At 61.6% G+C, this 17,507-nt stretch carries 16 protein-coding genes and 1 tRNA gene; 14 read left to right on the forward strand and 3 right to left on the reverse strand.

Features of this window, described 5'->3' with window-relative positions; all coding sequences use genetic code 11:
• Positions 1–54 precede the first annotated feature (54 nt).
• Positions 55–318, reverse strand: coding sequence for a DUF6460 domain-containing protein (locus NKH97_RS27445; protein WP_023813886.1), 264 nt, complete (start codon positions 316–318; stop codon positions 55–57).
• 461 nt (positions 319–779) lie between these two features.
• Here NKH97_RS27445 and NKH97_RS27450 point away from each other — a divergent pair, with 461 nt between their 5' ends.
• The 10 genes from NKH97_RS27450 (at position 780) to NKH97_RS27495 (ending at position 10,308) form a co-directional block, all read left to right on the forward strand.
• On the forward strand, positions 780–1,397 hold the full coding sequence (locus NKH97_RS27450; RefSeq protein ID WP_128305256.1) for an outer membrane protein: 618 nt from the start codon (positions 780–782) through the stop codon (positions 1,395–1,397).
• 317 nt (positions 1,398–1,714) lie between these two features.
• Positions 1,715–2,107, forward strand: coding sequence for a hypothetical protein (locus NKH97_RS27455; RefSeq protein WP_128305257.1), 393 nt, complete (start codon positions 1,715–1,717; stop codon positions 2,105–2,107).
• 40 nt (positions 2,108–2,147) lie between these two features.
• Complete coding sequence (locus tag NKH97_RS27460) at positions 2,148–2,822, forward strand: response regulator transcription factor (RefSeq protein ID WP_128305258.1); 675 nt, start codon at positions 2,148–2,150, stop codon at positions 2,820–2,822.
• Positions 2,819–4,318: a sensor histidine kinase gene (locus tag NKH97_RS27465; protein ID WP_352799182.1), complete on the forward strand. Its 1,500-nt coding sequence runs from the start codon at positions 2,819–2,821 to the stop codon at positions 4,316–4,318. Before NKH97_RS27460 ends, NKH97_RS27465 begins: the two co-directional genes overlap by 4 nt.
• An 80-nt stretch (positions 4,319–4,398) precedes the next feature.
• Positions 4,399–5,388: a glycosyltransferase family 2 protein gene (locus tag NKH97_RS27470; RefSeq protein ID WP_196815360.1), complete on the forward strand. Its 990-nt coding sequence runs from the start codon at positions 4,399–4,401 to the stop codon at positions 5,386–5,388.
• Positions 5,381–6,082 carry a class I SAM-dependent methyltransferase gene (locus NKH97_RS27475; RefSeq protein WP_023813884.1) on the forward strand — a complete coding sequence of 234 codons (702 nt, stop codon included), beginning with the start codon at positions 5,381–5,383 and terminating at the stop codon, positions 6,080–6,082. The genes NKH97_RS27470 and NKH97_RS27475 overlap by 8 nt, the downstream gene beginning before the upstream one ends.
• Positions 6,083–6,092: 10 nt before the next feature.
• Positions 6,093–6,527, forward strand: coding sequence for a GtrA family protein (locus tag NKH97_RS27480; RefSeq protein ID WP_352441489.1), 435 nt, complete (start codon positions 6,093–6,095; stop codon positions 6,525–6,527).
• Positions 6,528–6,565: 38 nt separating this feature from the next.
• Positions 6,566–8,047: a hypothetical protein gene (locus NKH97_RS27485; RefSeq protein WP_352441475.1), complete on the forward strand. Its 1,482-nt coding sequence runs from the start codon at positions 6,566–6,568 to the stop codon at positions 8,045–8,047.
• 196 nt (positions 8,048–8,243) lie between these two features.
• Positions 8,244–10,157 carry an acyltransferase family protein gene (locus NKH97_RS27490; RefSeq protein WP_352720406.1) on the forward strand — a complete coding sequence of 638 codons (1,914 nt, stop codon included), beginning with the start codon at positions 8,244–8,246 and terminating at the stop codon, positions 10,155–10,157.
• A 77-nt stretch (positions 10,158–10,234) separates the two neighbouring features.
• Positions 10,235–10,308: transfer RNA gene (locus NKH97_RS27495), tRNA-Gly, on the forward strand.
• 2 nt (positions 10,309–10,310) lie between these two features.
• Here the strand turns inward: NKH97_RS27495 and NKH97_RS27500 are convergent.
• Both NKH97_RS27500 and NKH97_RS27505 read right to left on the reverse strand, forming a co-directional pair.
• A complete protein-coding gene (locus tag NKH97_RS27500) occupies positions 10,311–10,547 on the reverse strand; it encodes a hypothetical protein (protein WP_023813880.1) in 237 nt (78 codons plus the stop codon).
• A 221-nt stretch (positions 10,548–10,768) separates the two neighbouring features.
• A complete protein-coding gene (locus NKH97_RS27505; protein WP_127411597.1) occupies positions 10,769–11,758 on the reverse strand; it encodes a LysR family transcriptional regulator in 990 nt (329 codons plus the stop codon).
• Between the two features lie 311 nt (positions 11,759–12,069).
• Between NKH97_RS27505 and chvE the strand changes: the two genes are divergently transcribed.
• From chvE to araD1, 4 genes are all read left to right on the forward strand, one after another.
• Positions 12,070–13,140: a multiple monosaccharide ABC transporter substrate-binding protein gene (chvE, locus tag NKH97_RS27510; RefSeq protein ID WP_128305264.1), complete on the forward strand. Its 1,071-nt coding sequence runs from the start codon at positions 12,070–12,072 to the stop codon at positions 13,138–13,140.
• A 121-nt stretch (positions 13,141–13,261) separates the two neighbouring features.
• Positions 13,262–14,794, forward strand: coding sequence for a multiple monosaccharide ABC transporter ATP-binding protein (mmsA, locus tag NKH97_RS27515; protein WP_352720403.1), 1,533 nt, complete (start codon positions 13,262–13,264; stop codon positions 14,792–14,794).
• Positions 14,791–16,077, forward strand: coding sequence for a multiple monosaccharide ABC transporter permease (mmsB, locus tag NKH97_RS27520; RefSeq protein ID WP_352720401.1), 1,287 nt, complete (start codon positions 14,791–14,793; stop codon positions 16,075–16,077). Before mmsA ends, mmsB begins: the two co-directional genes overlap by 4 nt.
• A gap of 305 nt (positions 16,078–16,382) precedes the next feature.
• Positions 16,383–17,375 carry an AraD1 family protein gene (gene araD1, locus NKH97_RS27525; protein ID WP_352720399.1) on the forward strand — a complete coding sequence of 331 codons (993 nt, stop codon included), beginning with the start codon at positions 16,383–16,385 and terminating at the stop codon, positions 17,373–17,375.
• Positions 17,376–17,507: the final 132 nt, after the last annotated feature.

Genomic DNA, 17,507 nt, shown 5'->3' on the forward strand with positions numbered 1-17,507 from the left:
CTTTTCAAGCACGGTCTTGTCGGAAAACCGGTTCCCACTTTTCGGGATCATGCTCTACTTCCGGTAGTTGGCGATCCTCAACAAGATGAACGCCGGCACGACGATAGCCGCGCCCAGCAAGATATAGCCGAGGAAGCGGTCGATGGCGTGGAAGCCGAGATTCCACAGGTCCATGAAGAACTTCCGGATGCCGTAGAGCACATCCATCGGCGACCAGCCAAAGGCATTCATGACCAGGCCGACGAGGAAAGACACCACCAGCAGTTTCAGGATCACCTTGAGCGGCGAGTCGCCAAGGAAGCGCGTCAATGCGGACAAGGCCCGTCTCCAGATTGAGGTACCCAGACTCGAGGGCTTCGGCCCAGACATACGCACTTGGCTTGCCCGCTTCAAGCCGGCAGTTTTGCGGGATGCCAAAGGCCTCCACCGAGCGATTGCATGGCAAGATTGTGCTGCTGAACTGGCCAAACCCGCGCCAGACTGTTAAATTTGCGTAAACAGAACCGCGTTAATATCTTGAAAATAAAGCGAAAAATCGTCATTTTTCGACTTCCCGCAATGTGCGCGCAATTTTCGCCTGCGAGACGGTCGGCGTCTTTCAGGTGATTGGCCGCGCGGGCGCTCTGACCCCCCTACCACAGCTGGCGAAAGCCAGTCCCAGGACCGCGCAACCATCCCTGAAAGACGCCAAATCGGAGCCCGACCGCCCCAACGGTCGAGTTCTTCGGGAATTAACCTGCGCATCGATTGCCGGATGCGCGCGTGTGTGGAGTAATGCAGTGTTCTCTCAAGCAAAGATCATCCTGACGGCAAGTGCCCTTGCCGTATGCCTCCTAGGGCCGGCGATGGCCGCCGACCTTTCGCCCACCTACAATGATCCCCCCGCGTTCCAGTGGAGCGGCGCCTATGTCGGCGTGCATGGCGGCACGGCGTTCACCGGGATGCCGAACCCGTTTGCCGGCAGGAATGGTCTCAGCGGCGGCGTTCAGGCCGGCTACAACCAGCAGATGGGTCCAGCGGTTCTCGGTGCCGAGATCGAGGGCTCCTATCTGGGTGGCGCCGAGCACGACGTCCGGGGCGGCAAGATCAAGGAAAAGTGGCGCGGAGCCGCCAAGGCCAAGGCCGGCTTGAGCTTCGACCAGACGCTGCTGTTTGGAACCGGCGGCGTCGCCATGACCAAATTCGACAAGGGCGACAAGGTAAGCAGCACCGACGGATGGAAACTCGGCTATCTGGTCGGCGGCGGCATCGAGCAGGGTTTTGCCGGCGGCCTCTCGGCCAAGGTCGAATATGACTATGTGCGCACCCCAGGCGTCGAAACGACGTCCGCCCTGGGCAAATCCAAGGCGACGATCGGCAGCCATGAACTGAAGGCCGGCATCAACTACCGGTTCTAGGGCAGGCCATGGGTTCCGTTGAACCCGTCTGTATTTTGCTCGAACGACCTTGCGCGGCGCCCGGATGCAACGGGGCCGCGCAATTGCTTTGCCTCCATCCGCACCGGCGTCGACGCGTGTCGGCAGACCGCATTTGTGTGCCAGGTCCTGCGTAATGTCGATGCAATCTTCACACCCTAAAGCGCGTCGCATCGAAGCGGATCATGCGGCCCGCTTCAGGTTTTTGTTTTTGTGCATGTCGTTGTCCCCAAAACCGGGGCCACTTTTGGGCGACATGCATTCGGTGCCGCGGATAACCTTGATGACGGGAATCGGATATGTCCAAAAGCAGCGCAAACCATCTGGTGTGGATCTCCAAGGCGTTCTTCGTCGCAATCGTGCTGGTGCTGACGGGATGCGCCTCCGACATCATGAAGAACTACATCGGGCAACCGGTCGAATCGGTCATTCTGGACTACGGGCCGCCGACCGCCGTCGTTGATCTCGGCCGGGGCGAGCGGGCCTATCAGTGGCGGACAATATCCACCAACGCGGTTTCCGGGACCTCCAGCGGCGAGGTTCGCCACACAAAACACGGAACCGTCTACGAAGAAACCGAAACGCCTGGCTATATCGAGCGCCAGGAATGCTTCTATACGTTCTATGCCCGCGCCTCGGGCGGCCGATGGTTCATCACCAATTTTCGTCAACCGAAGCTGGAATGCGAATGAATTGCCACGGCGTGCCGGCTGCCTGTGACGGAGAGTGCGCATGCGTATCCTGCTGATCGAGGACGAGCCGGAAATGGCCTCGGTGCTGAAGACCGCACTCGAGCGCCAGGACATCATCGTCGACCATGCCGCGACACTGGCGGATGCCGAAGCCGTGGCGCGGCTCGGCCACCATGACGCGGTGGTGCTGGACCGCCGGCTGCCGGACGGCGATGGCCTCAGCCTGATCCCGCGCCTGCGGGCCTTGCATCTGGACGTGCCGGTGATCGCGTTGACGGCGCTCAGCGGGCTCGACGATCGCGTGGCGGGGCTCGATGCCGGCGCCGACGACTACATGGTCAAGCCGTTCGCCACGGTGGAACTGGTTGCCAGGCTCAATGCCTTGCACCGGCGTTCGTTCACCACGCGCGCCCACCAGACGGTGGTCGGCCGCCTCACCTATGATTTTCGCCATCGCGAGGCGCTTGTCGAGGACCAGACGCTGGAGCTGCCGCGGCGCGAACGGCTGGTGCTCGAAACGCTCATCCGCAGGCCGGGCCGGACGATTATGCGCGGGACGCTGGAAGAAGCCGTCTATGCTCTCGACGACGAGATCGGCTCCAATGCATTGGATGCGCACATTTCGCGGCTGCGTCGCAAGCTTGACGACGTCGCTGCCGGTATCGAGATCAGGGCGATCCGCAACCTCGGTTATCTCTTGCGGGCCGCCTCGTGAAGAAGCCGCGCACGCGATCGCTGCAATGGGTGCTGGTGCGGCGGATGATCCTGCTGCAGGCGGCGACACTCCTTGTCTTCATCGTGCTGTGCGCGGCCGCGCTATGGATCGCCAATCCGCGGCTTCTTGTCGACAACGAAGCTGCCGTCGCCGCCCTCAAGGATGCCGTCGATCGTGACGGCAACGGCATATTGATCGTCCATGAGACCGACGGGCTGCGTTCGTTTCGTGAGGGTTTCCCCAATGTCTGGTACATCATCCGCGACAACAGCGGCCAGAGCATCCGCTTCGGCAGCATACCCGATGTCTACACCAGGAATTTTGGCGATCTGCTGGGCCAGGCCGATCACGCCACCATCGGATTTTCCGAAGATGATTTGAGGCCGGAGGCCTATCTCGAAAGGGTTTCGACCAAGGCCGGCACGGTTCAGATCATCGCCGCGACAAGGTCATCGCGGGAAGAGACCGAGGGCCTCGAGGTCACCATTTCGGCCAGCATCGACGTCGCCAAGAACCCGGATGGCAGCAGGAACTGGGAGAAGGCGCTTCCCGCTCTCGTGGCCATCATCGTCATCCTGCTGTTGCCGATTGTCCTCGTCATGGGAGCCACGACCCTGGTGACGACGCCAGCCGTCGTGCGCCGGTCGTTTGCCGGACTTGTCGACACCGTCCAGCAGGCCGCGCGCATCGACATCGGCACCCGTGCGATGCAACTGCCGGTCAAGAATGTGCCGCAGGAGATCGCGCCGCTTGTGCATGCCTTCAACCAGACGCTGGCGCGCCTCGCCCAGGGCTATGACCGGCACGATCGCTTCCTCACCGACGCCGCGCACGAACTGCGCACGCCGATCGCCATCCTGCGCACGCGCGCCGAATTGCTGAAGCAGGAACCGCAAAGCGCGCGCCTGCTGCATGACATCGAGCGCCTGTCGCATCTTGCGCAACAGCTGCTCGACCACCAGTTGCTCGACCGCCCGGCGGACCAGCGCCAAATCATCGACCTCTGCGATCTTGTCAGCCGGGTCGCGGCCGACTTTGCCCCGCTCGCCATCGAAGCAGGCTACGATCTTGCCTTCGAGCCGACAGCCAACAAGGTCCATGTCGAGATCAACGTGCCGCAGATCGAGCGGGCGCTGGCAAATCTCGTGCGCAATGCCATCGATCATGGCGGCGGTTCCGGCACGATCACCATAGCGATCTATGAAACCGGCGGCGTCGAAATCCGCGACGAAGGCCCAGGCATTCCGGCCGATGAGCACGAGAATGTTTTCGAGCCCTTCTACCGCCTGCAGCCGCAATCGCGCGGCGCCGGTCTGGGATTGAACCTTGCCCGGCAGATCGCACTGCTGCACGACGGCTCCATCCGGATATTGGCGGGCTCCTGGCAAGGCGCCCGCATCCGCATGGAGTTGCCGGTTCGGTCGGTGGCCGCGTGCGGCAGAAATGATGGCCGGCCGACGGTTGCGGCCGATCCCATTGGCTTATCTGTTTTCTAACCAATTGCCGCTATTCCCAATCGAATAGCGGGAGCAAGGCTTTGGTGGAGACGGAGAGAAACACCGCGCGACGCGGCGTCATGCTGTCGGTGGTCATCCCATGCTACAACGAGCTGGATGGCGTGGCCGAACTGCACCGGCGGGTCACGGCCGCATGCCTTGAACAAGGCCCTTCCTACGAGATCGTCCTTGTCATCGATGGCGCGACCGACGGTACGCGCGAGGCCATTCTACAACTGGCCGAAAAGGACGAACATGTCGTCGCCATCGACCTCGCCCGCAATTACGGCCACCAGATCGCGTTGAGCGCCGGGCTCGAATTCTGTCGCGGCCAGCGCATTCTCATTCTCGATGCCGACCTGCAGGATCCACCTGAACTGCTCGGCGCGATGATGACGAAGATGAACGAAGGCTTCGATGTGGTCTACGGCCAGAGGCTGACGCGCGATGGCGAAAGCTGGTTCAAGCTCGCCTCCGCGTCCATGTTCTATCGCTTGCTGCGCCGGATGGTCGACGTCGACATAGCCCCGAATACCGGTGATTTCCGGCTGATGAACCGTCGTGCGCTCGACCATCTGAACGCGATGCCAGAACGTTACAGGTTCATTCGCGGCATGGTTAGCTGGATCGGGCTGAAACAGGTGGCTTTCCCCTATGAGCGGCACCGCCGCTTTGCCGGCACCACCCATTATCCGCTGAAGAAAATGCTTCTTCTGGCGGTCGACGCGATGACCAGCTTCTCCATCGTGCCCTTGCGCTTCGCTTCGCTGCTCGGAATGATGTTCGGGCTTCTGGGGCTGGTCGTGCTCGGCTACACGCTGTTCGAATGGTCGGTCGGAAACGTGTTGCCCGGCTGGACCAGCCTTGCCGCGATCGTGCTGATCCTCGGCAGCGTCCAGCTTATGGTGCTCGGAATCTTCGGCGAGTATCTCGGGCGCATGTACATGGAGACAAAGCGGCGGCCGCTCTACTTCGTCAACGAGATCGTTTCGCGCAGCCAGGCGGTGGAGGACGGCGAATTGCCGGTCCATCGCCTGCAGGAGATGGCAAAGAGGGCCGCACGTGCTTGAGGCGGAGTTCGACCAGTTTGCGCGGGAATATCAGGAGCAGCATGCCGCAAGCATAAGGCTGAGCGGCGAAAACCCGGATTTCTTCGCCAGGTACAAGATCGACGACGTCGCCGCGACGCTGCGGCGGGCCGGTGTCAAACCCCGACGAGTACTGGATTTCGGCGCCGGCGTCGGCAATTCGCTCGGCCATATGCGCAACGCGTTTCCCGACGCGGAGATCACCTTGCTCGATCCTTCGCGGGAATCGCTCGACATCGCCAGCAAGCGCTTTCCCGGCCAGGCCGCCTTCACGCATTTCGACGGCAAGACAATTCCTTTTGCCGACGGCAGCTTCGACCTGGCCTTCGCGGCCTGTGTATTCCACCATATTCCCGAGGACCTGCAGATCGGACTGTTCGCCGAGATCGGCAGGGTGCTGGCCGATGGCGGCAGCTTCTTCGTCTTCGAACACAATCCCTGGAACCCGCTGACCACGCACGCGGTGAGAAACTGTGCCTTCGATGAAAACGCGGTTTTGATAAATTCGCGCGAGATGCGCAGGCGCATGGCCGAGGCGGGCCTTGCCAATACGAGGATCGTCTACCGGATTTTCTTTCCTCGGATGCTTGCGAGACTGAGGCCGTTCGAGCGCTTCCTCACCAAGGTACCTGTCGGAGCCCAATATTTTGCGCATGTGGTCAAGCCTGCCGTTTGACTTCCCGAGGATGCTGCGATTTGGCGCCGTCGGTCTGTTGAACACGGCGCTGGGATACGCTGTCATCCTGGCCGGGCTTGCGCTGGGTCTGGGCGACATCCTTGCCAACGCCACGGGTTATGCCGCCGGCCTTGTCCTCGGCTTCTTCCTCAACCGCCAATGGACCTTCAGCAGAGCCGATGGTTTCCAGCCCGGAACCGCGCTGCGCTACGGGGGTGTCTTTCTGGTCGCCTACAGCGTCAATCTGGCCGTCGTGATCGCCGCCCGTTCAGCAGGCATCGTCGAAAACCCGCTGGTCCACCTCGCGGGAATCTGCGTCTATTCGGTTGTTTTCTATCTTGGCTCGGCTCGCTTCGTGTTTGTGGGGCGCGGGGACGACAGCACCGACCGCACAGTTCGGGTGGCCGACAAGCCTCGGCAGCACCCCGCCAATCCAACACCTTGAACCCAACTGTCACCGGAACCGATCAGAGGCGGCGCAGCATGAACGACGCTCAGGCCAGTGCGGAGGCCGCGACATACAACGAGCGGAACAGGCTGATCTTCTGCCTGTTCGCGGCCTTGGCGATGGCCGGTGCGTTGGGTGCCCAGGCAGGCGCCACCCTGCAGGATCCCGACAGCTGGTGGCAAGTGAAGGTCGGTCTGGATTTCCTGACTAACCGGACATTTCCGACCGTCGATCCCTATTCCTACACGTTTGCCGGCCAGCCCTGGATTGCCAAGGAATGGCTGGGACAGGTCCTGCTGGCTCTTGCCTACCGGGCGGGCGGCTGGAACGGGGTCGTCACCGCGATCATCGCCTCGATCTCCCTGACGGTTTTCCTCATGGGGTGGTTTCTCAGCGCATGGCTGAAACCGATCCTGGCGATTACACTGGCCTTCGCGGCGGTGTTCCTGATCAACCCGATCTTCACGGCGCGTCCGCATGTCTTCACCTTCCCGATCATCGTCATCTGGACGGCGGTGCTCTTCGGTGCGGCGAGGGAAGAACGGGCGCCGCCCTGGTGGCTGCTTGTGCTGGTCGTGTTATGGGCGAACCTGCACGCCACCTTCACCTTGAGCTTCGTCATCGCGGCTTTTGCCGGTCTCGATCTGCTGGCGCGCACGGGCCTGTCGAAACCGTCCCTGCTGGCGAAGTGGATCGCGTTCGGTCTGCTTTGCCCGCTGGTCAGCCTGATCCACCCCTACGGCGTCCAGGCCATCCTGGCGACGCTCGCCGTGGCCTACGGCAATGAGGCGGTGTCGCTGATCATGGAATGGAAACCGTTCAATCAGCCGGACAGTCCCGTCCAGGAAGCGGCGATGCTGCTGGCGCTTTTCGGGCTACTGGTGTCCCGATTGCGAATTGGCTGGGCCAAGGCCTTGTTCGTCGTCTTCACCTTGCATGTCTATCTCGCCCATGTGCGCTTCATGTATCTGTTCTTCCTGCTGATTCCGCTGGTGATGGCGGCCGAGGTCGCCCAGCAATATCCCTCGCTTTCGGCCACCGCATGGCTGGCCGAAAAGCGCGACGGACTGGAGAGATTCTTCGCCAGGCGGTTCTACGCCATCTGCGGCACGGCAGCCGTTCTGCTGATTGGCGGGGTCACTGTGCTCGGCAGCGTCTATCAGGTAGCGCCAAGTCCGAAGACATCGGCCAGCGGGGCGCTGGCATTCGCGCAAAGCCATCATCTATCCGGCAACGTGCTGAATTCCTACAATTTCGGCGGCACGCTGATTTTCCACGGGTTCAAGACCTATATCGACGGACGGACGGACCAGCTGTTCCTGGGAGGTTTCACAAAAGCCGATGACGAGACGGGTCACAGCAACGGCAAGCCACTCCTCGAAGCCCGGTTGAAGAAATACGCAATAGGCTGGGCGCTGCTGTCGGCTGACGACGCCCGCATCCCCTTTTTCGACCAGTTGGGCTGGAAGCGGGCCTATGCGGACGACCATGCAGTGATCTATCTGCCTGGCGCCTGATCCTGGTGCGTTGCTGGCGAATTTCGCGACGGCCAATATATGCCTTGACACGTATGTTGCAGCGCAACAAATTACTGCTTGGGGATAAGCCTGTGAGATCGATGAGCCGGGATTTTCAGCACGACCTGAGGCATCGCCGAATGAGCGTGGCGGGTGCGGCAGCACGGATCCTGGTGGCCGTGTGCGAGCCGGCCGGATGAACTACCGGCGCGACATCGACGGCCTGCGGGCCGTTGCGGTGCTGCCCGTCGTGCTCTTCCATTTCGGCGTGTCCGCCATTCCTGGCGGCTTCACCGGTGTCGACATCTTCTTCGTCATATCGGGCTATCTGATCAGCGGCAGCCTGCTCGATGATCTTGAGCGGGGCCAGTTCTCGATCGGCCGCTTCTACTGGCGCCGCGCACGGCGCATCCTGCCGGCGCTGACCTTCGTCATCCTGCTCGCGAGCATTGCCGCCTGGTTCATCCTTCTGCCTTCGGATCTCCACGAATTCAGCCTTAGCGTGATCGCCGCCTCAACCTTCTGGTCGAACATCTATTTCTGGAAAACGACGAACTATTTCTCCATCGACGCCGAACTACGGCCACTCCTGCACACATGGTCGCTTTCGGTGGAAGAGCAGTATTATATCTTCGCGCCGATCCTCCTTTATCTGATCTACCGATACGTCTCGAAACGCTGGCTGACGGTACTTCTGCCGATGGCCGTCGGCAGCTTTGCCCTGGCAGTCATAGCAACCTCGCTGGCACCGACGGCAGGCTTCTATCTCTTGCCGACGCGCATATGGGAGCTGGCGCTGGGCGCCATGCTGATGTTGCGGAAGCCTCCGGTCCTAGCCAGTCGGCTGGCGGCGGACCTGATCGGCCTCGCCGGCTTTGCCCTGATTGCATTTGGCTTTGTGATGATTTCGGACAGCGATCCGTTCCCCGGCTACAACGCCCTATTCCCCTGCATCGGAACAGCTTTGCTGATCTATGCTGGCCAGGATAACGCCGACAGGCCGGCATCTGTCGCCACTCGCGTGCTTCGGTTGGCGCCGCTGGTCTGGGTCGGCCTCATTTCCTATTCGCTTTACCTCGTCCACTGGCCGATCAACTCGTTCGTCCATTATCTCTCCCTGAAGACTGTCGGTGTGCCAACGATTATCGCGATGACGGTGGCCAGTTTCGCCTTGGCGGCATTCTCCTGGAAATATGTCGAGCAACCCTTCCGCCACAAACGCGCCTATACCGCCCCGCTGCCTATCTTCGCCTTTTCGGCGACGGCAATCGTGCTGCTGTGCGCCGGTGGTTTGGCCGGTGCACTGGGCAACGGTTTCCCGCAACGGTTTCCGGATTTCTCGACCGAACGTATCCGGGTCGGCGACTGGCGCAACGGCATCTGTTTCAACGAAAACGGGACCCGCATCGAAGACTGGAACCTTGCCGACTGCACCCGTACAATGGGCTTTGCCACCAATGTGCTGCTGTGGGGCGATTCTTTCGCTGCCCATTATGTTCCGGGACTTGAGCCCAACGCCCAGAAAATCCAGGCCAATGTCATCCAATACACCTATGCCGGCTGTCCGCCCGACCTGACCTATTTTTCCTATGCTCGGCCCGCCTGCACCCGCTTCAACGAACGGGCCTTGTCGATTATTCGCGACGCCAACATCCAGGCGGTGATCTTGAGCGGCCGATGGACCGACTACCAGGCCAGGGGCTTCGACGGCCTGCAGAAGACGATCGATCGGCTTCGCGAGATGGGGGTCAAGGTCTATACCGTCGGCCAGTCTCCGGAATTCATCGCCGACGTCCAGAAGATCGCTTTCTTGGTGAAACGGGAGCATGCCGGAACCACATCCTGGCCGATGGCTATGGATCCGAACATCAACGCACGGGTTCTGCCGTTCACCAAAGGGGCCGATTTCATAGATCCGCTGACGTATCTGTGCGACTCGGCCGGTTGTTCATACGCCGATGCCACGACCAATGAATTTCTCTACTTCGACTATGGCCACTTCTCTTCCGCCGGCGCGACGCTGGCCATCTCGAAATACTGGCCAAGCTTCGCCCCCGGCAATAAGGTCGCGGAGGCAAAACGGCAATTCACGGCCGCGGGCGCGCCGTGATCCGCAGCACGACCGTCGTGAGAACAGACCGCTTTGCGATTGCCCGAAGCCGGGCCGTCATGGTAACGAGGGCGCACGCGGGTATGATGTAATGGTAGCTTGTCAGCTTCCCAAGCTGAACGCGAGGGTTCGATTCCCTCTACCCGCTCCAGTCTAAGGCGTCAGAACCATTTCAGCGCCTGCCTGTTCGTCGAACACAACCGAGCAGCCTCGCGCAAGCGCCACCGTTGCGAGGGCGTTTGCTGCCACGTCATCCGATGAAACGAAATCGCCGGTCAACACCCGCAATTCTTCCACGCCTTCAGCCATGGAAACGAAATTCCCGACCGATCGATCGTGCTTGCAGGCCTCGATCACGTAAAGCAGATCGATGATTTCGAAGCTGCGCATGTTCAGCCTCCAGAAGAAATCGTCCCTTGCAAGATCATGAACGCATTGGCGGGAAACAATGTTCCCAGTTCGCTTTCGCTAGAGCAATTCCAGGAACGGTTTTCCGTCCGGAATTGCGTCAAAACGAGGAGTTAGAGCGGGTCGCCGTTTCCGTGAAACGGTGAACTGCTCTAGCCTCGGCCTGGCGGTGCTTTCGCCGGACAACCTACCCGGGCCAGCCATCATCCCACTTCCCTCAGAATGAAGTCGTGCAGCATCTTGGCGGCCGGCGACAGCGCGCGATTCCTGACCGTGATCAGGCTGTAGGGCCTGACCTCGATGTCGAATTCGGTCTGGACGACGTCAATGGCGCCGGCCAGCCCGTCAGGGTTCTGGATGAATTTCGCCACCTGGACAGAGACCGGTGCGATGGCATCGGATTGCGCGACCATGACCAGGGTCAGGAGCAGCGAACTGGTGTTCAGGATGCGGTCCGGCAGAGCGATGTTGCGGTTGAGGAAGTTGCTCTCCATCGCCTGGCGCAAGGGCGAGCCGCCAGACTGGAAGACCCAGTCATAGGCGGCGGTCTCTTCCAGCCGCACCGCCTCGCCCTTGGTGAGCGGATGGCCCCGGCGCACGATCAGGCAGGCCTTCTCGACGCCGATGACGCGCGACTCGAACAGCCGCGGATTGAGATCGTCGGGGATGCGCGCGATGATGAAGTCATGGCGCGTGGCGATCAGCTCACGTGCCAGCACATTGGAGGTCTCGACCTGCATGGTGATCTCGATACGCGGGTAAATGCGGCGGATTTCACGAATTGCCGGCACCGCCAACTCGATGGCCGGCGCGGTCACGGCACCCAGGAAAACCGAACCGCCCTTGCCCGCCTTGAGCTCGGAAATCTCGCGGTCGACCTCGCGCATCTCCAGCAGGATCGAGCGCGCGCGCCTGGCCAAAGCCTTGCCGTATGGCGTCAAGGTGATACCGCGCGGCAGCCTCTCGCACAGCTTGACCTCCAGCACCGCCTCCATCTCCGCGATCATGCGCGAGGCCGCCGGCTGCGAAATGTTCAGAACCTGGGCTGCCGCGCTGACCCGGCCATGGTCGTCGAGCGCGACGATCATGCGCATGTGACGCAGACTGAGACCGCTGCGCAGCAGGGTTTCGCCATCGCCCGGTGCTTCTCTGTAACCATTTGAAGCTGTTGTCGGATTCCCGGGCCGCGCCATCGCTTTCCCTGCCTTCTGCTCGTGTTAGGCCGACATCGGGGTCAGCCCGTCACGTCGCAATACATATACCAACCATGATATAGCAACCATCAAAGATCGCATTTGACAGTTATGGCAAAGACCCACACCCTCCGCGCGTTCCAAGACGTGACGGTCGCTGACGAGCAAAATCGTATCGATTGAATCAGCGTCTCGGGGCCATGGGAGGATACCGGAGATCGATATGACGGCAGCAGTGCCTTGGCGCTTCTGCACGATTGCGCGGCCCGCGACCCCCGGGGTGCCGCGTCCATCAACCAGGGAGAGTTAAAGTGAAAATCATCAAGACACTGGCCGCCGTCGCGGCCCTTGGCATCGCTGCCATGACCTATTCGGCGCACGCAGCCGACAAGGGTCTCGTCGGCGTGCTGATGCCGACCAAGACCTCGCAGCGCTGGATCAACGACGGCGACGCCGTCAAGTCCCAGCTCGAGGCTCTCGGCTACACCGTCGATCTGCAATACGCGCAGGACGACATCCCCAACCAGCTCAGCCAGCTGGAAAACGAGATCACCAAAGGCCCGAAGGCGCTGATCATCGCTTCGATCGACGGCACCACCCTGTCGGATGCTCTGCAGAAGGCCGCTGACGCGGGCGTCGTCGTCGTCGCCTATGACCGCCTGATCAAGAAGACCGCCAATGTCGACTACTACACCACCTTCGACAATTTCGGCGTCGGCGTGATCCAGGCGAATTCGCTGGTCAAGGGCCTCAAGGAGCGTTTCCCGAACACCAAGCCGTGGAACGTCGAACTGTTCGGCGGCTCGCCCGACGACAACAACGCCTTCTTCTTCTACAATGGCGCCATCTCCGTCCTGCAGCCGCTGATCGACGACGGCTCGATCAAGATCAAGTCCGGCCAGACCGGCATGGACAAGGTCGGCACGCTGCGTTGGCTCGCCGCCACCGCCCAGGCGCGCATGGACAACCTGCTGTCGGCCAACTATTCGGACGGCAGCCGCGTCGATGGCGTTCTTTCGCCCTATGACGGCCTGTCGCGCGGCATCACCGCCTCGCTGCGCGCCGTCGGCTACGGCACCGAGGCTCAGCCGTGGCCTGTTGTGACCGGCCAGGACGCCGAGACCGCTTCGGTCAAGCTGATCATCACGGGCGAGCAGTATTCGACCGTGTTCAAGGACACCCGCGAACTGGCCAAGGCCACCGTCGAACTCGTCGACAAGGTGCTCTCGGGCGGCAAGCCGGACGGCCTCGATGAAAAGACCTACAACAACGACGTCAAGGTCGTTCCTTCGATCCTGCTGACGCCGCATGAGGTCGACAAGTCGAACTACCAGGCGCTGGTCGTCGACTCCGGCTACATCAAGGCCGACGAGCTGAAGTAACCCCGGTTACAAAGTCAGGGGTCCTGCGCAACGCAGGGCCCCTTTTCGTTCACTAGCGAGCCCGGTATTGTCGCCGACCTCGCCGGCAATGTTTGCCGAGCTCTCAAGGAGCGGTTGTCCCATGGCCTCGACGATTTTGGAGATGCGCGACATCACCAAGACGTTCCCCGGCGTGAAGGCGCTGTCGAACGTCAACCTCAGCGTCGAGGAAGGCGAGATCCATGCCGTGGTCGGCGAAAACGGCGCCGGCAAGTCGACGCTGATGAAGGTGCTGTCGGGCGTCTATCCCTCAGGAACCTATGACGGCCAGATCATCTTTAACGGCGAGGAATGCCAGTTCAAAGGCATCCATGACAGCGAGCGCAAGGGCATCGTCATCATCCACCAGGAACTTGCGCTGGTGCCGATGCTGTCGATCGCCGAAAACATCTTCCTCGGCAACGAGCACGCCAGATACGGCATCATCGACTGGAATGCCAACGAGGCGCGCACCAGCGCCCTGTTGAAGAAGGTGGGCCTCAAGGAGGACCCCAAGACGCTGATCACCAATATCGGCGTCGGCAAGCAGCAGCTGGTCGAGATCGCCAAGGCGTTGAGCAAGGAAGTCAAGCTCCTGATCCTCGACGAGCCGACGGCGTCGCTCAGCGAAAAGGACAGCCAGGCGCTGCTCGACCTTCTGCTCGAATTCAAGCGGCAGGGCATGACCTCGATCCTGATCTCGCACAAGCTCAACGAGGTGAACCGGGTCGCCGACAAGGTCACGGTCATTCGTGACGGGCGCACCATCGAGACGCTGGCCAAGAAGGACATCTCTGAAGACCGCATCATCACTTCGATGGTCGGCCGCTCACTCGACGACCGCTATCCGCCGCGCGAGCCTGATATCGGCGAGATCGTGTTCGAAGTGAAGAACTGGTCGGTCTATCACCCGATCCATGCCGAGCGGCAGGTGATCAAGGGTATCGACATCAACGTGCGCAAGGGCGAAGTGGTGGGTATTGCCGGGCTGATGGGCGCTGGCCGCACCGAATTCGCCATGAGCCTGTTCGGCCGCTCCTACGGCCGCCGCATCTCCGGCGAGGTGCTGCTCAAGGGCAAGCCGGTCGACGTATCCTCGGTGAGCAAGGCGGTCCAACACGGCATCGCCTACGTCACAGAGGACCGCAAGACCTACGGTCTCAACCTTATCGACCATATCAAGCACAACATCACGCTGGCCAATCTTGGCGGCGTCTCGCGCCACAGCGTGATCGACGACATGCGCGAGCTCGCCGTTGCCAACGACTATCGCAAGAAGACCAATATCCGCGCGTCCAGCGTCTATCAGATGACCGGCAATCTCTCCGGCGGCAACCAGCAGAAGGTGGTGCTGTCGAAATGGCTGTTCGCCGACCCGGACGTGCTGATCCTCGACGAGCCGACACGCGGCATCGATGTCGGCGCCAAGTACGAAATCTATACGATCATCGCGCGGCTCGCCTCGGAGGGTAAGGCGATCGTGGTCATCTCGTCGGAAATGCCGGAATTGCTCGGCATCACCGACCGCATCTACGTCATGAACGAAGGGCGCATCGTGGGCGAAATGCCCGCCGCGGAAGCAAGCCAGGAAAAAATAATGCGTGCCATCGTTCGTGGAGAAGGAAAAGCAGCATGAGCACCGAAAGCGCCCCCGCCCCGCAGGGCAACGTCGCCGAAGAGCAGCGCCCACGCATCGCCGTCTCGGCGCTGACGACGAACCTGCGCGAGTACGGCCTGATCCTGGCGCTGATCGCCATCATGGTGTTCTTCCAGTTCACCACGAACGGAACGCTGTTCAAGCCGGTGAACCTGAGCAATCTGGTGCAGCAGAACTCGTTCATCATCGTGATGGCGCTGGGCATGCTGCTGGTGATCGTCTCCGGCCATATCGACCTCAGCGTCGGATCGGTCGCCGGTTTCATCGGCGCGCTGGCGGCGATGATGATGGTCATCTGGCCGCTCGGCCCGTTCAGCAATCCGCTGGTGGTGTCGATCATCTGCCTGATCGTGGGCGGCGCGATCGGCGCCGCGCAAGGCTACTGGATCGCCTATCACCGAATACCGAGCTTCATCGTAACGCTGGCCGGCATGCTGATCTTCCGCGGCATCTGCCAGGCCCTGCTGGGCGGCGGATCCTCGGTGGGGCCGCTACCCGATGGCTTCAAGGCGCTCAGCTCCGGCTTCATTCCGGATGTCATCGGGCCACTGACGCTTATCCCGCCGACGGTGAACGCGGCCGGCAAGACCATCCTGGGCAGCGGCCTGACGCTGCACATGACGACGATTGTGCTGGGCCTGATCGCCGTGCTGGCCTATGCCTATTTCGGGGTGAGGACGCGCCGCAAGCGCGAACGCCATGGCTATGAGGCCGAGCCCTTTGCCCTGTTCGTCGTCAAGACGCTGGTCGGCAGCGCGCTGGCCCTGTTCCTGGTCTACCAGTTCGCCAGCTACAGGGGCCTGCCGGTGGTGCTGCTCGTCATGGGCGTGCTGATCTCGCTGTTCGTCTTCGTCACCAAGCGCATGACCATCGGCCGCCGTATCTACGCCATGGGCGGCAATTCCAAGGCCGCGCAGCTGTCGGGCATCAACACCGAGCGGCTGACGCTGATGGTGTTCATCAATATGGGCGTGCTGTCGGCGCTCGGCGGCCTGATCATCGCGGCGCGACTGGGACAGGCGGTGCCGGCCGCGGGCCTCGGCAGCGAGCTCGACGTCATCGCCGCCGTCTTCATCGGCGGCGCCTCGGCGATGGGCGGCGTCGGTCAGGTCATCGGCGCGGTGGTCGGCGGCTTCATCATGGGCGTGATGAACAACGGCATGTCGATCATGGGCGTCAACGTCGACTGGCAGCAGGTGGTCAAAGGCCTGGTGCTGCTCGGTGCCGTGATCTTCGACGTCTACAACAAGAACAAGGCTTGAACGGGCTTAAGAGCAATTCCAGGAAAAGTGTGAAACGGTTTTCCGCCCGGAATTGCACCAAGACAATGAGTTAGAGCGGTTTGCCGTTTCCGTGAAACGGTGAACTGCTCTAGTCGAGGCAAGCAGGAGGCATACGATCGCGGCGCTGCCGGCAACCCGCCGGTAACAGAAGTCCCTGAGGGACCAGGCCCGCGAGCGCAATCCGAACTGAGAATTTAAACCGTGGCATGGACGAGGTCCCGGCCGCGCCGAGCAAGGTCTGCCGTTTTGGCAGTCCTGCCAAGGCAAATGAGAGAGGATTCATCATGCTGATCTCCCAGATCCTTGACGACGCCGAGACCATCCGCGTCGTCGCCCGCAATGGCGGCAAGACCCGGATCATCAATGGCGCCCGCAGCGTCTATTCGCTGGCGATGGAGGCCGCCCGCACCGGCGTCGGCCTCGTCGCGCTGATCGAACGCAAGGGGCTTGGCGAGACGGTCGATCTCGAGGCCGCTTACAAGAAGGGGCGGCTGCTGTCGCCGATCAATCACCCCGATCCGGCGCATCTGCACCTGACCGGCACCGGGCTGACGCATCTCGGCTCCGCCGCAACGCGCGATTCCATGCACAAGAAGCTGAGCGCCGACGGCGAGGAGCAGCTCACCGATTCCATGAAGATGTTCCGCATGGGGCTGGAGGGCGGCAAGCCGGCGAAAGGCCAGATCGGCGTGCAGCCGGAATGGTTCTACAAGGGCAATGGCACGATGGCGGTGGCGCCAGGCGCCGCACTCCTGTCACCGGCCTTTGCCAAGGACGCCGGCGAAGAGCCCGAGGTGGCCGGCATCTATGTCATCGGCGATGACGGCGCACCTTTCCGCGTCGGCTTCACGCTGTCGAATGAGTTTTCCGACCACGTCACCGAGCGCGTGAACTATCTGTTCCTCGCCCATTCCAAGCTGCGCAACGCCTCGTTCGGTCCGGAAATCCTGATCGGCGACCTGCCGCCCGATATCCGCGGCACCTCGCGCATCGTGCGCGACAGCGAGGTGCTGTGGGAAAAGCCGTTCCTGTCCGGTGAAGCGAACATGTCGCACACCATCGCCAATCTCGAGCATCACCATTTCAAATACGCGGCCTTCCGCCAGCCGGGCGACGTGCATGTGCATATGTTCGGTACGGCGACGCTGTCCTTCGCCGACGGCATCAAGACCGAGGCCGGCGATGTGTTCGAGATCGAGGCCGGGGATTTCGGCCTGCCGCTGCGCAACCCGCTGGAGATCGAGCAGCCGGTGAAGGTGGCTGTGAAGGCGCTGTGAGGCGTCGATGACAGCGTGATCTCCCCCCTCGTGGGGGAGATGGCCGGCAGGCCAGAGGGGGGCGCTGTCCCGCCAACGTCTCCATCCTACTTAGTTTTTCTTTCGAACCAGTCTGCTGGTGCAGAGAGGTCG

This window comes from Mesorhizobium sp. M0870 (genome assembly GCF_040319775.1).
In the GTDB taxonomy this organism is placed as follows: Bacteria; Pseudomonadota; Alphaproteobacteria; order Rhizobiales; family Rhizobiaceae; genus Mesorhizobium.